Here is an 18811-nt window from a genome sequence, read left to right on the forward strand (position 1 = left end):
CGGCAACCTTGTCTCTACAGGCTTGGACGCTGGCGTCGGAAGAGGGTCATCTCTATCTCGTCGGCTCGAACAGGACGCGCCCCATTCAGCCGCTCAGCTGCTTGATCGGCCCAACGCCCAAGCAGCTTGCAGTACCGCTCGTACGTTTCTGGCCACCAACCGGCCGTTGGCGCCTGTGGCCACGCATCCATACGGAGGTTCTTGGAAACAACTTGATCCAGGATAAGGTGCTTGGGGTCGATCGAGCTACCCTGGGCGAAGTAGAGAAATTTGGTTGAAAAGGCAGGCCCAAACCACGGTATGCGGCCAGCGCCTCGGTCTGTCGTCAGGGACCGGTAGGCATCCCTAAGAGGTGCTCCATCCTGAACCAATGTCCATGCCGAAGCGAGTTGGTGTCCCGCCTTTTCCTGATGGGCAGCGAGCCCATCAAGCCGTTGGTGGAGTCGGGGGGCTCGAGTGCCTAAGCCCCAAGCAAGAGAGTAGTAGAACAATTGGAAGGCGTTCGCCGGTGTCGGGGTCTGGTCGCCAAGATCGAATATCTCTTTGCGTGCGATTGATGCACGGCCTATACCTCCGAGTTTTCCGTGAGCAATCGGTAGCCCACGAGCAGCGAGTTCGCGTTTCCAGCGGTCAGCGTCAACGTAAACCGCGTGGTTCATCACAGGGGAAGGACCCGGCAGTTCCGTGAAAACATCGTCGGGCAGCTCCGCGAATTCGTTGATCATGAGCTGACTCTTTTGGGGCTGGGCGTCATGGAAATGCGGAACACCTTCACGTTCAACTCCTAGTCAGATTGAGTAACCGCACCGGGGCGATTGCACCCTCGCGCTTTCTAGGCCGGATGGTCTGGATATCACCTGTGAGGCTCTAGCCGACACGGAGGTCTGTCAGAATTCCTGTGGCTTGTTACGGCTGGACGGCCCTACCCGGCGAACCTCAGTTAGCCGCAGCAACCTTCCGGTTGAACTCGTGCTGCACTATGGCAGAGCCAATCGTTCCAAGAAGCAACATCAGCCAAAACGCTGCGTGACGTCCCAGGCCCCTGCGCGTGAACACCTCGACACCGACTGAGTACTTCCACAGCCAGACGATGTTGGCAATGGGCACGATCAGCAACCAGGCGGTGGGTATGCCCGTACCAGCCTTATTCATTTCGTTCTTCGTCTTCACACTCCAGACCAAGGAGTAAATACCGAAGGTGACGATAGGCAAGAGTAGTGGCGCCGCGATGCTGCGGTATTTCATGATTCTCCTAATTGCGTCGAGTGGAATGTAGGAGTAACACCTTGAGCGCATCGGTAGCGCCTGGATTCCCCCTGGGTGAAGATATCCAACGACGATCACCACACATACGAAACCTGCGGCAATCTTGACGGAATCCTGAGCGGCGCGTCATATTCGATAATTGCGGCGACTTTCTCCCGCAATTCTGCGGGGTTAGGCCCCTACGCCTGACGACAAGCAGGTCATACGGCTGAACCACGTTCCCTGCGCTCGAACACCGCCGGTTCCGTGGACGGACGCGTCTTGATCCACTCGGATCCCAAACGCATGCGCGTTGAATAGGTCAAGCGACTGAAATCAGTTGAGACTCTCAAACACCAGCGTCGCCTGAATGCGATCCCCGCCCGCGATCAATCCTTTGCTGCCACTGCTGGCGGTGGTGATGGTGTGGAGTCGATAGCCCTTGGCAGCCTGATCGTTGATGGCTTTTTCAAGGGATGTCAGATTGCCTGAACCGGTTCCCCAAAGTTTCTCTTTCAGAATTACCTGTAGGACGACATACTTCATGGCCCGAATTCCTTCCGTTGCTGGCTGACTGCACCCATGCTAATTGATGCGGCGCACTCTTCTTGGGAGGTGACCAACGACGCGTTGATTGTCAAGCAACCAACGGTCGATGCACTGAATTGCTTCACGTTCCAAAGGTGAATTCCCCAGCCTGACTGTCTTACCCGGCGCAGCGCTTGATGATCAAGATTCGCGCAGTTTTCGCCCAGAAATCAAAGTCGTGGGCACTTTCTCGGATTTAATCGGATTACTTTGACGCTACTGGGGGAAGCGAAAAATGCTGATTAGCGCTTGGTTTCGGTCTTTACCTGCCGTCCGTGTTCCAGCTGGATCTCCTCCATGTGCGTCCAACACCGCACCCACCCCGCACGCTTTGCAATGCACGTCGGTCAGGTGTCCTATGAAAGGACTCTCATGAGCCAGCAGCCTTACACCGCTCCCTATCCCCAAAACTACGGCTACGGTCAGCCGCCGGTAAGTAGTAAGTCATTCCTGACAACCTGGCTGCTCTCATTACTCCTTGGCATCCTTGGGGTAGACCGCTTCTATCTGGGCAAAGTGGGAACAGGAATCCTGAAGCTGGTAACCCTTGGCGGTTTCGGTATCTGGGCGCTTATCGACCTCATCTTGATTCTCGCAAACCAGATGAAGGATAAGCAGGGCCAGCCCCTTGCCGGCTACGACAAGCATAGGAAGGTCGCCTTAATCGTCACCGGCGTCCTCATTCTCCTTAGCATCGTCGTCAACTCAGCCAGGGCGGGATCTTCCCCTTCATCTGCGCCCGCTGCCTCCACTCCTAAAGCGGCCGCTGCAACTCAAACAGCCTCTGCGACGCCGACGCCCACGAAAGATCCTGCCGTTGCCGCAGCGGAAGCTAAAGCATCCGCGGAAGCGTCAGCAAAGGCTAAGGCTGATGCTGACGCCGCCGCTAAGGCTAAAGCGGATGCTGACGCCGCCGCCAAGGCCCAAGCTGACGCCGCCGCCAAGGCAAAAGCTGAAGCTGATGCTGCCGCCAAGGCCCAGGCTGAGGCAGAGGCAGCCGCGAAGAGGGGGACCATCAGCCAGCAGAACGCAAAGAGTAAAGCTGGCGACTATCTCAAGTTCACCTCATTCTCACGCCCAGGCCTGATCGATCAGCTCGTATTTGAGAAATTCTCTGCTGAAGATGCAACCTGGGCAGTCGATCACATGACCATCGACTGGAACGATCAGGCTGCCAAGAAGGCCAAGGATTATCTGAAGTTCACGTCCTTCTCACGCCCAGGCCTCATTGACCAGCTCCTCTTCGAAGGTTTCACGCCGGAGCAGGCTGAGTACGGAGCGAGCACGACCGGCCTCTAGCCATTCGGCCACGTAAGCCCTATAGACCCTCGATAGCGTTCAGGGTCTACGCGTTAACGATGAAGTTCTTGTCAACCAAGACGTCACGCCCAGGACTTCCGGCAGGGCGGCGTCAACTTCGCCAAATCACGTGTAGGAAGAAGAATCTTGAAGATTTCCACCACCTTTACCAGCAGCGCGCTCCTTTGCTTGGCGCTGTCGAGCTGTGCTTCCGGATCGCCGCAAGCCGTTCCGACCGTCACCCATACAGTCACCCAAACGGCTACAGCCACGGTCACGGCTACGGCCACAGTTACGGCCACCGCGACAGTCATAGCTGAACCAGCAGCACCCGCCGTCGTAGCCGCCCCAGCACCTGCGCCCGCCATTCCGGCAACGGCCGTTATCCCGGCGAACGTCGCGGGAATGAACGCAGAAGCACTCGACGATGAGCTGACAGCACTGGGCTTCAAGAAAGTCGTATACAACTCCAATACTGGAAAAACCGTGTTGCTGCTTAGCAACTGGACAGTCACGGGCATAGACAATGCGGGGGCGGAACAAGCCCTGGATAAGGCTGTAGTAGTCCACGTAACCAAATAGCCGTGCGAAGAGGCACGCCTGGCCAAACCAGGTGCGCCTCTTCGGGTCTCTGAATCGCCCAGCCACTTTTCTTGGCCTGGTCGCACTCGCTACGGGCTCAAAATCAGCGAAGGTTTCGCCAAGAATTGCGCTTTGCGCCTTCGGCCTCGCACACAATATTTTCAGCAACCAATGCGAAGACTCTCTTTGAGGGACTAGAACAAGATTCAGGGCTACTGCCTCGGCAGGGCCTTCTTGGGGAAACCATGAACAATGAATACGAACTCGCCGACGGATCGCCACGCTATGGTCACCGCACGGATTCAGCGAGTGCAGTGCAGGCGACGCCGCCGGTCACTGCTCCGGCCGACTTGGCAGAGGGCGCCGCGAGATTAAGCCTGGACGTGATGGCAGCAGCCATTGACCGCCGGCTGAGGAGTGCCTGGGCGGATGTCCCAGACCCGGCTGTGGAAGCACTTCGACGCGACAACCCCGAAGAACTGGCTGCCGCCCGTGCCCTCGTCCGTCTTCACCTCGGTTCCCAGCGGCAGTGGCTTATCAAAGCCCAGGCTGTCCGGGATAAGCAGCTGGCCGGCGTCTGGGCGCGGCGAAGGGCGGCCGGCCGCAGCCGGGAAGTCCTGGCACTGAGGTTGGGGCTGATGGCCGCGCTGATCGCTCCGCCTGCATACATCGTGGCCACCAGCCCGGACGATATCCTGAGGCTCCTGCTTGCCGGCATCGCCTGTTTTGCCTTCGCCGTTGCCGCCGGACACTTTCTGACGTGCAGAACGCGGGTGCCAGTCATGCCCAACATCCGCGGCCCTTGGCTCACTGAGCTTCGGGAGGACGTGGTCAATGCAACCTTCGTGGCCATCCTCCAGAACAAGGGCACGCCGCCCGATTCCGGCACTGCCGCGGCTGCCCGCCGCGGCTGGGAAAGCGTCCAGGCCGCTTCCAAGGCCATCGACTCACTGAACACCTAATCCGCGCCCACTTGGAGTCCAGGCTACAAAGCGGCGGTGGCGGGGTAGGTCCGGCATAGGATTTCCTCCATGAGGATTGCCGTTGCAGGGGGAACCGGTACAGTTGGCCGCCACGTCGTGGCCATCGCCAGGGAACGCGGGCACGAGGTGGCCAGCCTCAGCCGCGCGGAGGGGGTGGACCTGGTCAACGGGCGCGGCCTGGATCAGGCACTCCAAAATGTCGAGACCGTCATCGATGTCTCCGGCATCCAGGCCATGTCCACCAAGAAAGCCGTGGATTACTTCACCAACGCCACCCAGAACCTGCTGGCGGCCGGGAAGAAAGCTGGCGTAACGCACCATGTGGCGCTGTCCATTGTGGGCATCGACAAAGCCAATTCAGGACTGTACGCCGGGAAGCTGGTGCAGGAGGACGAAGTCAGGCACGGCGGCATTCCCTGGACCCTCCTCCGGTCCACCCAGTTCCACGAGTTCGTACCGATGTCCATCAAGACCGCATCAGTGGGCCCGCTGGTCTTCGTTCCCACGATGATTACACAGCCGGTGGCGGCAAAGGAGGTGGCCGCGGCCCTGGTGGACGCTGCCGAGGCCGGCCCGCAGGGACGCCTTCCGGACCTCGGCGGCCCGCGGACCGAACAGCTGAAAAGCCTGGTCGCGGCCTACCTCGCCAAGACGCAGCAGAAGAAACGAATCGTTCCGCTGCCCCTTCCCGGCCCCATGGGCAAGGCCATGCGCAACGGCTCCCTGATCCCGGCGCCGGGATCCGCCGTCGGACGCCAAACGTTTCTGGAGTGGCTCGACGCCATCGACGGCGCCTAAGAGCCGGCGCTCCCCCGGCCTACCCGTCCTCCAACTCCCAGTCCTTGACGTCCGCCAAAGGAGCGAAGACGGCGGGGTCGAGCTCCCCGAATTCCAGGTTGTTGCGGACAAGGTGCGGCCAGTTCCGGTTGGCCAAGGCCCCCTTGCCCAACGCCACAACGTCCGCTGAACCGTCCGCCAGCATGGACACCGCGGTATCCGGATCGTCGAGCTTGCCATTGGCGATCACCGGCACCCCGGAGTACCGCTTGGCCAGCCCAGCCAGGGTCTCCTCCGCATCCGCGAACGCCGGCTCGGCGGCCCGGTACTCAGTGGTGTGGACAAAATCGATCCCCGTGGCGCCCAGGGTGCCGAAAATGACCTCCGCTTCCGCCACTCCCCCGCTCCACTTGTGCTCGGTGTCGCTGACCTTGGACTGGGAGACGCGGATCCCCACCGTCATGCCCGGGCCAACCGCCTCGCGGACGTCGTGGCAGATTTCAGCGGCAAGCCGCACCCTGTTTTCCGCTGACCCGCCGTAGCGGTCGTCGCGCTGGTTCAGGTAGTCCGTGAGGAACTGGTCCAGCAGGTAACCGTTGGCACCGTGGATCTCCACGCCGTCGAACCCGGCCTGCTGCGCCCGCAGCGCCGCCGTGACGAACCCGTCCCGGACCTCTTTCATCTGGGACAATGTGATCGCGGAAGGAACAGGATACGGACCTTCGCCGCGGTAAAACCCCAGCTGCTCCCCCTTCGGTGCCACCGCCGATGGCCCCACCGAGGAAGTCACATACCGGTTCCCCTGGCTCTGCGCCCCCGCATGCATCAGCTGCGCGAAGATCTTCGAGCCCGCCGCGTGCACGCCGTCCACCACGTCCGCCCAGGACCGGGCCTGCTCCTCCGTGGCGATGCCCGGCTGGAAGTGGTAGCCCTGGCTGTGGGCGGTGTCCGGGTAGATGCCTTCCGTGATCAGCAGCCCGAAACCCCCGCGGGCGAACGTCCGGTAGTAGGACGCCATCCTCTCCGTGGCATGCCCGTCCTCGGTGGCGCTGATCCGCGTCATGGGAGCCAACGCCACCCGGTTCTCAAGCTCGGTGGTACCGATCCGGATGGGTGACCAGAGCGGGGTGTATTCAGTCATGCAGAATCTCCTTGTGTTCGGGGTCCGGCAACAGCCCGGCCGCCCGCGCGGGCAGGCCCGCGTTGGCGGGATCCGCCGCGTACGCCTGGCGGCGCCTTCGGAGCCGGTCCAGAACGGACGCGTCGGTGAAGCAGCCGAGCACGGCGGACCAGAGTTCTTCGACGGTCTGGCACTGCCGGGAACCGCCGGCGGCGCCGGCCATCATCCAGCCGTCCTTAAGTGCGGTCACCTTCGGGGCGCCCGGGAGGCCGCTGCAGACGGCGTTGACCGTGGCTGCCACGATCAGGTGTTGCCGCATGGTCCGCACCGGCCCCAGGGCAGGGTCCGCCACGGTGGTCCTTCCGCAGACACCGCACATGTTGTTCCCTTTCCCTACGGCATCACGTCGCCGGAGTTGGGCCCCAGCGTCTGCCCGACGAACAGGTTTCCCCCGGGGTCGCTGGCCAGCAGCACGGCGGCAGGCGCTACTTCCTCCGGCGTCCCGAACCGGCCCAGCGGAAGCTCGGCGCGTTTCGCGGCCTTCCAGCTCTCTGAGATGCCCTCCACCAGCGGCGTCTCGATGGGCCCCGGGGCGATGCAGTTGACCAGCACATTGTCCGCCGCCGTTTCCAGGGCCAAGGCTTTGGAAAGGCCCACGACGCCGGCTTTGGCCGCACTGTAATGCGTCAGCCCCACGCCGCCCTTGATGGCCAGCTGGGAGGCGATGTTGATGATGCGGCCCCACTTGCGCTGCCGCATCTCCCCCACCACCTCCCGGCAGCAGAGGAACACACCGGTCAGGTCCACCGTGAGGGTCTCGTTCCACATGGCCAGGGACATGTCCTCCAGCGGGGACTCCGTCAGCAGGCCCGCACTGTTGACCAGGACGTCGATGCCGCCCAGCCTCTCCCGGGCCTCGGCGAAGGCCGCCCGCACGCTGGCTTCATCGGCCACGTCCACGCGGATGGCGCCATCCCCGCTGGCCCGGTCCAGCACGGCCACCCGGTCCCCGTTGGCCAGGAAGGCCTCGGCGATGGCTTTGCCGATCCCGCTGGAACCTCCGGTGACCACCACCCGGCGGCCGTTCCCGGCCTGGGCGTTTCCGGAAGCTTGGTCAGCAGTCGATGTGTTCATGGTGTCCTTTCGTTGTGAGGCGGCTGTCGGCGCGCTGTCAGGCGCGCATCTTCACGGTGAGGCCGCCGTCAACCACCAGCGCCTGCCCCGTGATGTAGCGGGAATCGTCGGAGGTGAGGAACCCGATCACGCTGGCCACTTCCTCCGGCTTGCCCACCCGGCCCCAGGGGATGTCGTTCCCGGCCCGCTTCAGCCCCTCGGGCCCCAGCGAGTTCACCGGGTCCAGGGACTGCGGGGTCTCGATGAGGCCCGGGATCACCGCGTTGGCGCGGATCTGCCGGGGGCCGAGCTCCACGGCCACGCTGCGGACCAGGCCCAGGACGCCGGCCTTGGCTGCGGCGTAGTGGGCGTGTTCCTCCCACCCGTACACCCCGCCGGCGATGGACGAGACCGCAACCAGCGCGCCGCCGTCGGTCATTCTCTCCGCCCCGGCCCGCAGCGTGCGCAGCACGCCGGTGAGGTCCACGTTGAGCATGTCGTGCCAGCGCTCATCCGTCATCTCCCCCAGCGGGGAGTTGCGGAGGATGCCCGCGTTGGCGATGGCGTAGTCCAGCCGGCCGTATTCGTCCACGGCCCGCTGGGCCAGGGCGTCCACGGAGGCGGTGGTGCGGACGTCCACCTCGTGGATCACCGCCTCACCGTTCGCCTCCTTGACCAGCCGGAGGGTTTCCTCCGGATCGTGGGGATCGCCCGGGAAGGTGCCGATGACGGACACCACCCCCTGGCGGGCGTAGTGGACGGCGAGGGCACGGCCGATGCCGCTGGCGGCACCGGTGATGATGGCGACTCTGTTAGGCGACGTCATGGGGGTGGTCCTCCATCAGGGCTTCAGCAGGGGGCTTGGCGGCGATCATCAGGAGCCCGGAGACCAGGGTGCCCAGGGCACCGACCCACAGGGCCGCGGTGCCGGTGCCGGCACCGGCGGCGATGGCGGTGAAGATGGCGCCGCCGAGGATGGTTCCGGGCTGGCTCATGGCGCCGATGAAGGCGGTTCCGGTGGCCCGGCAGCTCACCGGGTAGCACTCGGCCATGAAGTACTGGATGGCCGCGTACGGACCCACCAGGAAGAACAGCCCGGCGCCGTAGGTCAGGATGATCATGAACGGGCTGGTGGCGATGGGGCTGAGCATGATGGAGAAGGAGATGCCGGAGAGGATCCAGCCGCCGATGATGGTCCGCTTCCGGCCGATCTTGTCACCGAGCCAGCCGTGGAACACGTAGCCGAAGTAGGCCAGCAGGTTGATGACGATCAGCATCCAGAAGGCGTCCGAGAGTTCCACGCCCTTCGCGTTCTTGAGCACGGAGCTGCCCAGGACGCTGAAGATGGTGATGCCGAAGAAGTTCACAATCCACGCGAGCGAGAAGACAAAGGTGTTCCGGCGCAGGTGCGGCTCCCAGATGCGCTTGAGCGGGGCTGCCGAGGAGTGCTCGACGCCGTACGCGTGGGCCAGGGAGTGCGCGTCTTCAGTCTTTCCGTGCTTTTCCAGCTCGGTCAGCTTGTGGTGCAGTTCGAACTGGGGCGTTTCCTTGAGCTTCCGGGCGATGACCCAGACGATCACGGCGGCCGGGACGGTGGCCATCAGGTACAGGGCACGCCAACCAAGGGAGGGCAGGAAGGCCAGGGCCAGTGCGCTGGCCAGCAGGAAGCCGAGCGGCCAGCCACCCTGGATGAAGGAGTAGTGGAAGCCGGGCCGCTTGCGCTTGTCCGCGACTTCGGTGACCTGGTAGACCTCGTTCATGTAGGTGGCGTTCACGGCCTGCTCGGAGAATCCGAGGCCGCCGAAGGAACGGACCACCACCAGCATGGCGTTGCTGAAGAACGGGATCCCCGTGGGGATCAGTGCGGTCAGGCCGGAGACGACGGCGGTCCCGCCGATGGTGGTCATCATGCCTTTGCGGCGGCCCAGGCGGTCAATGACGGGCCCGATGCCGAAGCAGACGATGGCGGTGCCGACGGCGATCCAGGTGTTAATGGCATACGCCTCGGGGGCCGACCAGCCGAATTCCTGCTGCATGGCCGGCAGCAGGGTGCCGAACAGGCCGTAGTCGAAGACGGCCACGGTCCAGGCCAGCAGGGCAAGCACGGTAGCGGTGGTGGTGTGGCGCTTGGAAAAGACCGGGAAGCGGCGCTTCTCGTCCGGGCGGGGCTGCGACAGGTCGACAACCGGTTCTTGGATGCTCATGACTTGTTGTCCTTACGGGGGCTGCGGGAAAGGAAAGAGTCGGCGATCTGGTCGAAGGTGCACCAGGTGACGCCCTCATGGGAGTTGATGTGTTCGATGAGGCGCTCGAGCATGAGGAGCACCTGCGGGCGGCCGGAGACGTCCGGGTGGATGGTCATGGTGAAGACGGCCTGGTCCATTTCGCGGTAGACCCAGTCGAACTGGTCCCGCCACATCTCTTCGATGTCGCGGGGGTTGACGAACCCGTGCGAGTTCGGGGATGCCTTGATGAACATCATCGGAGGCAGGTCATCGAGGTACCAGTTGGCCGGGATTTCCACCAGGTCCGTTTCCTGCCCGCGCACCAGGGGCTCCATCCAGGTCTGGGCGTCCTTGGTGTAGTCGATCTTCTTCCAGGAGTCCCCTACGCGGACGTAGTACGGCTCGAAGTCGCGGTGCATCAGGGAGTGGTCGTACTTGATGCCGCGCTCAAGGAGGATCTCGTTGGTGACCGGCGAGAATTCCCACCACGGCGCAACGTAGCCGGTGGGCCGGCGGCCGGACACCTTTTCGATCAGTTCGATCGCGCGGTCCAGGATGGCGGTCTCCTGCTCCCGGGTCATGGCGATGGGGTTCTCGTGCGAATATCCGTGCACGCCGATCTCGTGCCCGGCATCCACGATCATCTGGGTCAGCTCGGGGAAGGTTTCGATCGAGTGCCCCGGCACGAACCAGGTTGCCGGGAGATTGTATTTCTGGAACAACCGGATCAGCCGGGGTCCGCCGACTTCACCGCTGAACAGGCCACGGCTGATGTCGCACGGGGAGTCCTCTCCTCCGTAGGAGCCGAGCATGCCTGCCACTGCGTCTACGTCCACGCCGAAGGCGACTTGAATGTCCTTAGCCATGAGATTTTCCTTTCAATTCGTTCAAAACCGGGGTGTTCTTGGTGTCAGGCGGAAGGTTCAGGGGGCCTCCCTCGTTGGGCAAAAATTTCGGTGATCCGGTCCCGGTCAGCATTGATCCTGAGCAGGAGGCTGAGCAGGATCAGCGACTGTGACGGCCGGAGGTGGCCGGAGCTGATGGCACCGGCAACGCGCAGGTCTTCGCCACCGCCGCCGGCCCCGTAGATGGGCACCACCGGTCCCGCGTCCACGCGGGTGCTGGTGACCACCACGGCGCCGGACGCGACGGCGGCGGCCACCTCTGCGCAGAGGCTGGCGTTTGCATTGCCGCTTCCGGTTCCTTGCAGGACGATGCCTTCCGCTCCTGCTTCAAGGGCGGCGTGCATCAGGGTGGAGTCGGCGCCGGGGTAGGCGGCAACCAGGTCCACCCGCGGGGAGCCGCCGCCCGGCTGGGGCAGGGGCAGGGCCTCGAGCCTGCCGCCGCTGCCGTTCATGGCAACTTCTCCCTGGGCTGATACCTGGCCAAGTACCCCAAAATCGGGGTTCGCAAAGGCATTCAGCCGAAGAGTTTGGCTTTTCCGGACGCCGGCCGCCGGGAAAATGGTGCCCGCAAAGTGGACCATCACCCCCTTGCCCCGCCCGTCCTTGGAACCGGCGACGGCGATGGCCCGGGCCAGGTTGTCCGGCCCGTCGGGAGCGTCAGAGTCAGCCGCGCGCTGCGAGCCGGTGAACACCACCGGCCGCTCGTCCGTGTGCGTCAGGTCCGCGAGGTAGGCGGTCTCCTCCATGGTGTCCGTGCCGTGGGTGACCACCACGCCCAGGACGTTGGGGTCCTTGAGGACGTCCTGGATAGTGGCGCAGATCCTCAGCATGTCGTCGAACGTCAGGAGGTAGGACCCCTTCTGGAACACGTCCAGCACCCGGACGGGGTGTGACACACGCGGGCCGAGGGCTTTGAACACCTGCTCGCCCGTATCGGAGGCAACCGCGCCGCCGGCCTGGGAAGAACGCGACGAGATGGTGCCTCCAGTAGCCAGCAGCACGATGTGGGAGTCGGTAACAGTCATTTCAGCTCCGGTGGTTTGCTGCACGGTCCGCAACCCAATCGATTGGGTGACCTTCCGCGAAGAAGAGGAGATGCATGGAAACGGGGGGCGGCGCCTGGGGGTTCCTCACCCCCGCAGGCCCCTCCACCGCGGCACCCACGGCACCGGCTCCCGATCAGAAGGCCGCCGCGCCGTCGTCCACCCACCTGGACCTCGGCGCCAAGGACCTCCCCGAGACCCGCAACGTAACCACCCTGGCCCCGGGCCTGACCCGGACCACAATCACCCGCGGCACCCCCAACCAGGACTTCTTCTGGACCGCCGAAGTCGCGGTCCCATCCACGTCGCCGGACCCTGACGCCCCCGCCTCCGCGCTGTCCACCCAGTCGCAGGCCCAGATGGTCGCCGACAAGCTCAACGCCGCCGGCCTTACTGCCCGGGTCGAACACGTCCAGTCACCCCAGCTGGCCGACGCCGGCGGCGACCTCGGCTACCGGGTCCGCGTGGGCCAGTTCGGGTCCAAGGCCGACGGCTCCCCCACCGTCGACCAGATCAAGGCCACCGGCTACAAAGCCTCGGTGATCTACACAGGCTGGGACGGCGATGCCGGTACCAGCGAGGACGACCGCGGCCCCTGGAACCTGCAGGTCCTCACCATTGACCCGAAGGAATTCCACGGAGACCTCACCTCCTCCTTCGGCCCCAACCTCGAAGACCGCGAAGCGACAAGCCAGCTCTCCGCTGCTTCCGGTGCGCTGGCAGCGGTGAACGGCGGGTTCTTCACCATGGACCCGGCGGCAGGCGCCCCCGGGGACCCGGCCGGAGCCGCAGTCCACGACGGGAAGGTCCTCAGCGAACCCGTCGGCGACCGGCCGTCCCTGGTCCTGGACAAGAACGGCACCACTGTCGAGCGATTGCACTGGCACGGCACCGTCACCGCGCCCGGCTCGACAGAACTCTCCCTGGACGGGATCGACCGCGTGCCCGGGCTCATCCGCAACTGCGGCGGCACCGACGACACCCCGACCAACCTTCCGCTGCACGACTTCACCTGCACGGACGCCAACGAAATCGTCGCCTTCACCCCCGAGTACGGCCCCACCACCCCGGCCGGCCCCGGACTCGAGGCCGTCCTGGACGCGCAGGGCACCGTCACCGCGGTCAACCACACCCGAGGCACCGCCGTCCCCGCCGGCGGGCAGACCCTGCAGGCGATCGGCTCGGACGTCGACAAGCTCGCCGCCCTGGCCGTGCCCGGCAAGAAGCTGAAGGTCGACACGGACCTGCTCACCGAAAACGGCAAAACCTTGACCACCACGCCGACTACGGACGTTGTCAACGGCGGCCCGACCTTGGTCCGGAACGGCCAGCTGGACGTCACCGCCAAGCGCGACGGCATGGTCCGGACCAACGACAGCAACAGCTTCTTCTACGGCTGGGTCCACAAGCGCAACCCCCGCACCTTCGCCGGCGTGGACGCCCAGGGCCGGACCCTGCTGGTCACCGCCGACGGCCGCCAAACCACCTCCTTGGGCCTGAGCCTGAACGAGGAAGCAGACGTGGCCAAATCGCTCGGCATGGTCAACGCCATGAACCTCGACGGCGGCGGATCCACCACCATGGTCGAGGGTGGCCAGGTCATGAACTCACCGTCGGACGCCACCGGCGAACGCCCCATCGGTGACGCGCTCCTGCTCCTGCCCGGCCGAAAGAACTAGATACACCAAGGGAGAGCGGCGCATGGATACATGCCCCGCTCTCCCTCTCTTTGCCCTGTCCTGCTGTCCGTACGGCCACGGCCACCGGGTCGGGCGCGGTTGCCTGCGATTTCAGATCTGAACGACAATCGATTTTGCGGCCGCTGATTCCTCGATGGCTGCCAAGACCCGCTGGACCTGCAACCCCTCCTCGAACGATGGTGACGGGGCTTGACCGTCACGTATGGCGCCCAGACCCAGGCCCGGCTGGGCTTCGGGAATGTAGTCGGCGTTCTGCCCGTCTTTGTCGGTGAAGATCGCGGGCTGGCCGACAGCTCCGCGTGGATGGTCGCCGAGACACTCAGGACCTTTGGTTCGCCCAGCAGGTGGTGCGCTTAGGCGAGGACGTGGATGCCAATGTCAGCCAGGGGGCTCCTCTTCCATCCCCGCCACGGAGAGGGTCTCAACACCGGGGATGCTGCTGTAGGCCTTCAAATGCTGTTGGCCTGCCCAGCCGATGCCGACGACACCGACCTTCAGTGCGGGGGTTTGTAGCTGCTCGGAGTTCACGAAAGATGGTTCCTTATCTATGACTGGCCGCAATTCTGTGTGGATGTGTCCTGGAGGGTGAAGTCACCGCACTGGTGCTGCGGCGGACAGCGGTCCCAGTTCAGTGGTATGGGGAGGGTCGGCTCCCGGCCGGGAGCAGGTGATCCCGCCGGCCCGGTTGGCATATGCGGCCAGGGCATGGAGCTCGTCCGTGCCCAGCGTCTGCAGGCGTTGTCTTCCGGCTGCCCCAAGCGTTCCGAGCTGGGCAAGGCCGGCGATGACAGCGGCCATGAAAGAGTCGCCGGCGCCCACGGTGTCAGCCACGGTGACGGGTTCTGCTTGCATTTCAATGCGCGCGCGCCGGGTGATGATGACCGGGCCAGCGGCGCCCCGGGTCAGGGCTGCAATGGACGGTCCCAGTTCCAGCCAGGCTGCAAGGCTTTCCTCCGGGCTGCGGTCGGGGTACAGCCAGGCCAGGTCTTCGTCGCTGGCCTTAACGATGTCGCTGGCCGCCACAAACCGTTCCGCCCGTGTACGAGCTGCGGTGACATCAGGGCTGATGGCCGGTCGGCAGTTGGGGTCGTAGCTGATCGTTGCCCCCTCCCCCGCCGCCTCGAGAAGGCCAAGGACGGCCTGGTCCCCTGGCCCCAGTAGAGCCCCAATTGATCCTGCGTGCACATGGGAGGAAGTCTCGACGGCGGCCAACGCAGGCAGTGTTGCCCCCGCCAGGTCCCAGCTGATGTCGAACGCATAAGCGGCGGCACCGCGGGCACCTAACGTTGCGGTGGCCGTCGACGTCGGTGCGCTGCCGCCCCTGATCACCGTGACGCCGTTGGACTGGAGGTGCTCTTCGATCATGAGACCGTACTGATCATCGGCGTAGTGCGTCACCAAATTGCTGGCAAAGCCCAAGCGGGCCACCCCGACTGCGACGTTGAGGGGACTCCCGCCCGCGTGGACCCGGGCCGGAGTTGTCCGTCCGGCTTCCCGGATGACGTCGACGAGCGATTCACCAATGACGGTGACGATGGCTCCCCGTTCAGCCGGTAGGCGCGCAGGTGTGGGTCCGGTATCGGTCATGGTTTGCTTCCTCGCAGTTATCTTCATCAGTCCCGGGAGCATGGATCTAGCGGCCCGGGTAGACCACGGCTTTAAGCTGTCCACGCTGCTTTCCGGCCTTAAGTGCCTCTTCTGACTGGGCGAGGTTGAATTTGCCGGTGACCAGGATGTCCAGGTCCACTTTCCCGTCAGCAATCAGCTGGATGGCCAGCGGCCAGGTGTTGGTGTAGCGGAAAACGCCAGAGAGCCAGATCTCCCGGTTCTGGATGTAGGAGACGGGCAGCTCCACGTCGTCAGCTCCGAGCCCCACCAGGATGACGCGGCCGGCGGGTGCCACTGCCTTGATCCCGGCGCGGACCGCCTGGGGTGCGCCGGAGGCGTCAATGAACGCATCGACGTCGAGCCCTTCCACACTGTCGGTCTTCGCGTTGAGCGCGCGCGTGGCGCCGTGCTGGAGGGCGAACGCGAGCCGGTCCTCGGCGATATCGGAGATGTAGACTTCGGTGGCGCCGAAGGCGCGGGCGGCCTGGGCGGCGATAATGCCGATGGGCCCGGCTCCGGCGATCAGGACCCGGCTGCCGGGCTTGATCCCGGCGCGTTCGCAAGCCCAGAGACCCACGGAGAGAGGTTCGATCAAGGCGGCGGCCTCGTCGCTGACGCTGTCCGGGATGTCGTAGGCAAAGTCCGACTGAATCGTCACGTACTCGGCGAACGCGCCGTCGACCGGCGGGGTGGCGTAGAACTCGATGTCCGGGCATAGATTGTAGCGGCCGGCCTTGCACTGCTTGCACGTACGGCAAGGCCGTTGGGGTTCGACGGCGACGCGCTGGCCGATGCGGGCGGGGTCAACGGAGCTGCCGACGGCGGCGATCCGGCCGGAGAGTTCGTGGCCCAAAATGAGCGGGTGGTCCACAACGTAAGGGCCGATCCGGCCGTGCTCGTAGTAGTGGACGTCGCTGCCGCAGACACCGACGGCGGTGACCTGCACCAGTACCTGGTCCGCATCGGGTTGCGGGAGCGGCAAGCTTTCCATGGACATGTCGCCCTGGCTCTTCAGGACGCTGGCCCGCATGGTCGCGGGCAGTTTCGCGTGGGCGTGGGGGCGGAACCGGGTTGTGGGAGTTGTCATCGGAGCGATCCTTTCGAAAGCGGCGTGCACGTTACTTGACAGCGCCCAGGGAGAGGCCCTGGACGAGTTTGTCCTGGGCGGCAAAACCGGCGAACAGCACCGGCAGGGAAATGACGACGGCGGCCGCGCAGACTTTGGCGAGGAACAATCCCTGCCCGGACACGAAGCCGGTCAGGAAGACCGGGGCGGTGCCCGCCACGACGCCGGTGAGGACGCGGGCAAGGAGCAGTTCGTTCCAGCTGAAGATGAAGCAGATCAGGGCGGTGGCGGCGATGCCCGGCATCGCGACCGGGGCGATGACCTTGCGCAGGATCAGCAGGAGGTTGGCGCCGTCGATTTGGGCCGCCTCCAGCATTTCTTCGGGAACTTCGGCGAGGAAGGACCGCATCATCCACACCGCGATGGGCAGGTTCATGGAGGTGTACATCAGGATCAGGAACCAGATGTTGTCCAGTGCCCCTACAGTGCGGGCGAACAGGTAAAGCGGCAGGATCGCAGCCACCACGGGCATCATCTTCGTCGAGAGGAAGAAGAACATGACATCGGTCCACTTCTTCACCGGCCGGATGGAGAGTGCGTAGGCGGCGGGGATGGCCAGCACCAGGACCAGGACCGTGGACAGGATGGATGCGGTGGCGGAGTTGATCAGGGACGGCCACGGGCTGACACCGGACGTCTCGCCGAAGAATTCCCGGTAGGCGTCCAAGGTCAGGCTTGCCGCGATCGACGGCGGATTGGTGGCCGCATCCGTCTCGGAGTGGAACGAGGTCAGGATCATCCACACCACGGGGGATGCAAAGAGCAGGGCCAGCAGCCACGCAGCGACACCGGCAGCGGTGTTGTTGCGCGTGGGGTCCATCCTCGTTTTACCGCGCTTGCGGTTACCGGTGGTCAGCGCTGTGGGGCGAGGTGGGGTGCTCTGCGGTGCAGCGGGGGTAAGGGTGCTCATCGTGCTGCCTCCTTCTTGAAGAGTGAAAAGACGGTGCGGAGTGCGAAGGTCGCCACGATGATGGTGCCGATGACCACCACGACGCCGGCGGCGGAGGCCAGGCCATATTCGTTGGCGTAGTAGAACGTCTGGTAGATGGCGTAGGGCAGGTTGGCGGTGCCCAGGCCGCCCGCCGTGAGGGTGAAGACGGAGTCAAAGTTCTGCACGATGTAGATGGCGCCGAGCAGACCGCCGAGTTCCAGGTACTGGCGCAGATGTGGCAGCGTCAGGTGCCGGAAGATCGCCCAAGGTGTGGCGCCGTCCATTTGGGCCGCTTCCACTGTGTCCATGGGTCGCGACTGCAAACCGGCGAGCAGGATGAGCATCATGAACGGCGTCCACTGCCATACGAGGGAGACGACGACGGCTGCCAGGGGTGCTTGGGACAGCAGGTCCAGCTGCGGGGCAGCGCTGCTGCCGAAAAGCGACCAGAGCCAGGTGAGGATGCCGTTTATCAGCCCGTAAGCGGGGTTCAGGAGGGCGTGCTTCCAGATCAGCGCGGCAGCCACGGGGACCACCAGGAACGGTGCGATCAGCAGGGTTCGTGCCAATCCCCTGCCCAGGAACTTCTTGTCCAGCAGCAGGGCCAGGCCCAGCCCGATGAGCAGGCTGGCGAGCACCACAGAGACGGTGAGGACGATGGTGGTGAAGATCGCCTGCCGCAGGTCCGGGTCGGTGAGGACGGTGATGTAGTTTTCCAGCCCGGCGAAGGCCGTCTTGCTGGGGCTAAGGCTGTTCCAGTTCAGGAACGAGATGAACAACGTCACCACGAAAGGAAGCTGGGTTACCACGATGAGGAAGATCAGGGCCGGGAGCAGCGGCGCACGCCGTGCCCAGGCCATGGCGCGTTCACGGGATGGCCCACGTCGTGTGGGTTTGGCTGCGGTGTGTCCCGGTCGGGAGATACGCGCCGTTGCGGTAGTCATGGGATTCTCCTGCGGTTCGGTTGGTGCTACTTGTACTTGTTGCCGATTTTTTGGGCGGCGTCCTGGCCCTTGGCCAAAGCGTCCGCCACCGTGCCCTGCCCCGCGATGGCGGAACTGACGCCCTGCGAAACGTTTGTGCCCAGGGCGGCGAACTCGGGGATGCCCACAAACTGGATTCCGACGGCGGGTCGCGGCTGGGTGCCGGGGTTCTTGGGATCGGCGTTCTCGATGGCGAACCGCTCCGCGGTGAAGAAGGGGGCAGCCTTCTGGAATTCCGCATTTTCATAGGTGGAGACGCGTTTGCCGGAGGGGACTTTGGCCCAGCCGAGCTTGGATGCCACGAGATGTTCGTAGTCCTTGGAGCTGGCCCAGGCTACGAACTTCCCGGCGGCATCCTGTTTCCTGGAGGCGGCCTGCATGGCCCAGGACCAGGTCCAGAGCCAGCCCGAGGACTTGGTCTCCTTAATGGGAGCCTGGGCGTAGCCGATTTTGCCTTTGACCGGAGAGGAGTCGGCTTCAAGGGCACCCGCGGCCGAGGTTGCGTCGTACCACATGGCCGTTTTGCCCTGGCTCATGTTGTTCAGGCACTCGGTGAAGCCTGCCTGGGCGGCTCCTGCTTCAC

At 64.4% G+C, this 18811-nt stretch carries 21 protein-coding genes and 2 pseudogenes; 6 read left to right on the forward strand and 17 right to left on the reverse strand.

Annotation, left to right across the window (positions count from 1 at the left end):
- Positions 1–14: 14 nt before the first annotated feature.
- Positions 15–659 carry an 8-oxoguanine DNA glycosylase OGG fold protein gene (locus BACI349Y_RS20555; RefSeq protein WP_442858425.1) on the reverse strand — a complete coding sequence of 215 codons (645 nt, stop codon included), beginning with the start codon at positions 657–659 and terminating at the stop codon, positions 15–17.
- Between BACI349Y_RS20555 and BACI349Y_RS14340 the strand changes: the two genes are divergently transcribed.
- Positions 651–788 (forward strand): hypothetical protein, encoded by a 138-nt coding sequence (locus BACI349Y_RS14340; RefSeq protein WP_159632684.1) that lies wholly within the window; start codon positions 651–653, stop codon positions 786–788. The two genes, BACI349Y_RS20555 and BACI349Y_RS14340, sit on opposite strands and share 9 nt — an antisense overlap.
- Before the next feature lie 148 nt (positions 789–936).
- Here BACI349Y_RS14340 and BACI349Y_RS14345 read toward each other — a convergent pair whose 3' ends face one another.
- Both BACI349Y_RS14345 and BACI349Y_RS14350 read right to left on the reverse strand, forming a co-directional pair.
- On the reverse strand, positions 937–1245 hold the full coding sequence (locus tag BACI349Y_RS14345; protein ID WP_159632685.1) for a DUF4234 domain-containing protein: 309 nt from the start codon (positions 1243–1245) through the stop codon (positions 937–939).
- Between the two features lie 336 nt (positions 1246–1581).
- Entirely contained in the window at positions 1582–1791 is a 210-nt protein-coding gene (locus tag BACI349Y_RS14350) for a DUF4177 domain-containing protein (protein WP_159632686.1), read from the reverse strand.
- A gap of 414 nt (positions 1792–2205) precedes the next feature.
- On the opposite strand from BACI349Y_RS14350, the gene BACI349Y_RS14355 reads away from it, so the two are divergent.
- The 4 genes from BACI349Y_RS14355 (at position 2206) to BACI349Y_RS14370 (ending at position 5495) form a co-directional block, all read left to right on the forward strand.
- A complete protein-coding gene (locus BACI349Y_RS14355; protein WP_159632687.1) occupies positions 2206–3132 on the forward strand; it encodes an Ltp family lipoprotein in 927 nt (308 codons plus the stop codon).
- A 147-nt stretch (positions 3133–3279) separates the two neighbouring features.
- Positions 3280–3714 (forward strand): hypothetical protein, encoded by a 435-nt coding sequence (locus BACI349Y_RS14360; RefSeq protein ID WP_201302546.1) that lies wholly within the window; start codon positions 3280–3282, stop codon positions 3712–3714.
- 245 nt (positions 3715–3959) lie between these two features.
- Positions 3960–4676, forward strand: coding sequence for a hypothetical protein (locus BACI349Y_RS14365; RefSeq protein ID WP_236560843.1), 717 nt, complete (start codon positions 3960–3962; stop codon positions 4674–4676).
- 69 nt (positions 4677–4745) lie between these two features.
- A complete protein-coding gene (locus tag BACI349Y_RS14370) occupies positions 4746–5495 on the forward strand; it encodes an SDR family oxidoreductase (protein WP_159632688.1) in 750 nt (249 codons plus the stop codon).
- Between the two features lie 19 nt (positions 5496–5514).
- Here the strand turns inward: BACI349Y_RS14370 and BACI349Y_RS14375 are convergent, their stop codons facing one another.
- The 7 genes from BACI349Y_RS14375 to BACI349Y_RS14405 are packed head-to-tail and all read right to left on the reverse strand — an operon-like array spanning position 5515 to position 11862.
- Positions 5515–6615 (reverse strand): oxidoreductase, encoded by a 1101-nt coding sequence (locus BACI349Y_RS14375; protein WP_159632689.1) that lies wholly within the window; start codon positions 6613–6615, stop codon positions 5515–5517.
- A complete protein-coding gene (locus BACI349Y_RS14380; RefSeq protein WP_159632690.1) occupies positions 6608–6946 on the reverse strand; it encodes a hypothetical protein in 339 nt (112 codons plus the stop codon). The genes BACI349Y_RS14375 and BACI349Y_RS14380 overlap by 8 nt, the downstream gene beginning before the upstream one ends.
- A 41-nt stretch (positions 6947–6987) precedes the next feature.
- The gene (locus BACI349Y_RS14385; RefSeq protein WP_159632691.1) at positions 6988–7728 is read right to left on the reverse strand and encodes an SDR family NAD(P)-dependent oxidoreductase; all 741 of its coding nucleotides are present in this window, start codon (positions 7726–7728) and stop codon (positions 6988–6990) included.
- A gap of 37 nt (positions 7729–7765) precedes the next feature.
- Positions 7766–8533, reverse strand: a complete 768-nt coding sequence (locus BACI349Y_RS14390; protein ID WP_159632692.1) for an SDR family NAD(P)-dependent oxidoreductase — start codon at positions 8531–8533, stop codon at positions 7766–7768.
- The gene (locus tag BACI349Y_RS14395) at positions 8520–9911 is read right to left on the reverse strand and encodes an MFS transporter (protein ID WP_159632693.1); all 1392 of its coding nucleotides are present in this window, start codon (positions 9909–9911) and stop codon (positions 8520–8522) included. The genes BACI349Y_RS14390 and BACI349Y_RS14395 overlap by 14 nt, the downstream gene beginning before the upstream one ends.
- Positions 9908–10798, reverse strand: a complete 891-nt coding sequence (locus BACI349Y_RS14400; RefSeq protein ID WP_159632694.1) for a polysaccharide deacetylase family protein — start codon at positions 10796–10798, stop codon at positions 9908–9910. Before BACI349Y_RS14400 ends, BACI349Y_RS14395 begins: the two co-directional genes overlap by 4 nt.
- Positions 10799–10842: 44 nt before the next feature.
- Positions 10843–11862 (reverse strand): asparaginase, encoded by a 1020-nt coding sequence (locus tag BACI349Y_RS14405; RefSeq protein WP_159632695.1) that lies wholly within the window; start codon positions 11860–11862, stop codon positions 10843–10845.
- A 74-nt stretch (positions 11863–11936) separates the two neighbouring features.
- Between BACI349Y_RS14405 and BACI349Y_RS14410 the strand changes: the two genes are divergently transcribed.
- Positions 11937–13559, forward strand: a complete 1623-nt coding sequence (locus BACI349Y_RS14410) for a phosphodiester glycosidase family protein (protein WP_159632696.1) — start codon at positions 11937–11939, stop codon at positions 13557–13559.
- 111 nt (positions 13560–13670) lie between these two features.
- Here the strand turns inward: BACI349Y_RS14410 and BACI349Y_RS20325 are convergent.
- From BACI349Y_RS20325 to BACI349Y_RS14440, 7 genes and pseudogenes are all read right to left on the reverse strand, one after another.
- Positions 13671–13793, reverse strand: a pseudogene (locus tag BACI349Y_RS20325) (gfo/Idh/MocA family oxidoreductase); the annotation flags it as partial.
- A gap of 177 nt (positions 13794–13970) precedes the next feature.
- Positions 13971–14108 (reverse strand): annotated as a pseudogene (locus BACI349Y_RS14415) (Gfo/Idh/MocA family protein); the annotation flags it as partial.
- Positions 14109–14171: 63 nt separating this feature from the next.
- Positions 14172–15167 (reverse strand): carbohydrate kinase family protein, encoded by a 996-nt coding sequence (locus BACI349Y_RS14420; RefSeq protein ID WP_159632697.1) that lies wholly within the window; start codon positions 15165–15167, stop codon positions 14172–14174.
- 46 nt (positions 15168–15213) lie between these two features.
- Complete coding sequence (locus BACI349Y_RS14425) at positions 15214–16275, reverse strand: NAD(P)-dependent alcohol dehydrogenase (protein ID WP_159632698.1); 1062 nt, start codon at positions 16273–16275, stop codon at positions 15214–15216.
- A 31-nt stretch (positions 16276–16306) separates the two neighbouring features.
- A complete protein-coding gene (locus BACI349Y_RS14430; protein ID WP_159632699.1) occupies positions 16307–17224 on the reverse strand; it encodes a carbohydrate ABC transporter permease in 918 nt (305 codons plus the stop codon).
- Entirely contained in the window at positions 17221–18189 is a 969-nt protein-coding gene (locus tag BACI349Y_RS14435; protein ID WP_159632700.1) for a carbohydrate ABC transporter permease, read from the reverse strand. The genes BACI349Y_RS14430 and BACI349Y_RS14435 overlap by 4 nt, the downstream gene beginning before the upstream one ends.
- A 26-nt stretch (positions 18190–18215) precedes the next feature.
- Positions 18216–18811 (reverse strand): extracellular solute-binding protein (locus tag BACI349Y_RS14440; protein ID WP_159632701.1); only part of this gene is annotated, 596 nt, incomplete at its 5' end.

The sequence above is a fragment of the Arthrobacter sp. 8AJ genome, assembly GCF_902506025.1.
Taxonomy (GTDB): Bacteria; Actinomycetota; Actinomycetes; order Actinomycetales; family Micrococcaceae; genus Arthrobacter.

Coding starts and splice junctions, on each gene's coding strand:
- BACI349Y_RS14345 (WP_159632685.1), bottom strand. CDS start 1,245: ATGAAATACCGCAGCATCGCGGCGCCACTACTCTTGCCTATCGTCACC.
- BACI349Y_RS14355 (WP_159632687.1), top strand. CDS start 2,206: ATGAGCCAGCAGCCTTACACCGCTCCCTATCCCCAAAACTACGGCTAC.
- BACI349Y_RS14405 (WP_159632695.1), bottom strand. CDS start 11,862: ATGACTGTTACCGACTCCCACATCGTGCTGCTGGCTACTGGAGGCACC.
- BACI349Y_RS14390 (WP_159632692.1), bottom strand. CDS start 8,533: ATGACGTCGCCTAACAGAGTCGCCATCATCACCGGTGCCGCCAGCGGC.
- BACI349Y_RS14385 (WP_159632691.1), bottom strand. CDS start 7,728: ATGAACACATCGACTGCTGACCAAGCTTCCGGAAACGCCCAGGCCGGG.
- BACI349Y_RS14350 (WP_159632686.1), bottom strand. CDS start 1,791: ATGAAGTATGTCGTCCTACAGGTAATTCTGAAAGAGAAACTTTGGGGA.
- BACI349Y_RS14420 (WP_159632697.1), bottom strand. CDS start 15,167: ATGACCGATACCGGACCCACACCTGCGCGCCTACCGGCTGAACGGGGA.
- BACI349Y_RS14375 (WP_159632689.1), bottom strand. CDS start 6,615: ATGACTGAATACACCCCGCTCTGGTCACCCATCCGGATCGGTACCACC.
- BACI349Y_RS20555 (WP_442858425.1), bottom strand. CDS start 659: ATGAACCACGCGGTTTACGTTGACGCTGACCGCTGGAAACGCGAACTC.
- BACI349Y_RS14430 (WP_159632699.1), bottom strand. CDS start 17,224: ATGAGCACCCTTACCCCCGCTGCACCGCAGAGCACCCCACCTCGCCCC.
- BACI349Y_RS14410 (WP_159632696.1), top strand. CDS start 11,937: ATGGAAACGGGGGGCGGCGCCTGGGGGTTCCTCACCCCCGCAGGCCCC.
- BACI349Y_RS14400 (WP_159632694.1), bottom strand. CDS start 10,798: ATGGCTAAGGACATTCAAGTCGCCTTCGGCGTGGACGTAGACGCAGTG.
- BACI349Y_RS14395 (WP_159632693.1), bottom strand. CDS start 9,911: ATGAGCATCCAAGAACCGGTTGTCGACCTGTCGCAGCCCCGCCCGGAC.
- BACI349Y_RS14425 (WP_159632698.1), bottom strand. CDS start 16,275: ATGACAACTCCCACAACCCGGTTCCGCCCCCACGCCCACGCGAAACTG.
- BACI349Y_RS14435 (WP_159632700.1), bottom strand. CDS start 18,189: ATGACTACCGCAACGGCGCGTATCTCCCGACCGGGACACACCGCAGCC.
- BACI349Y_RS14365 (WP_236560843.1), top strand. CDS start 3,960: ATGAACAATGAATACGAACTCGCCGACGGATCGCCACGCTATGGTCAC.
- BACI349Y_RS14370 (WP_159632688.1), top strand. CDS start 4,746: ATGAGGATTGCCGTTGCAGGGGGAACCGGTACAGTTGGCCGCCACGTC.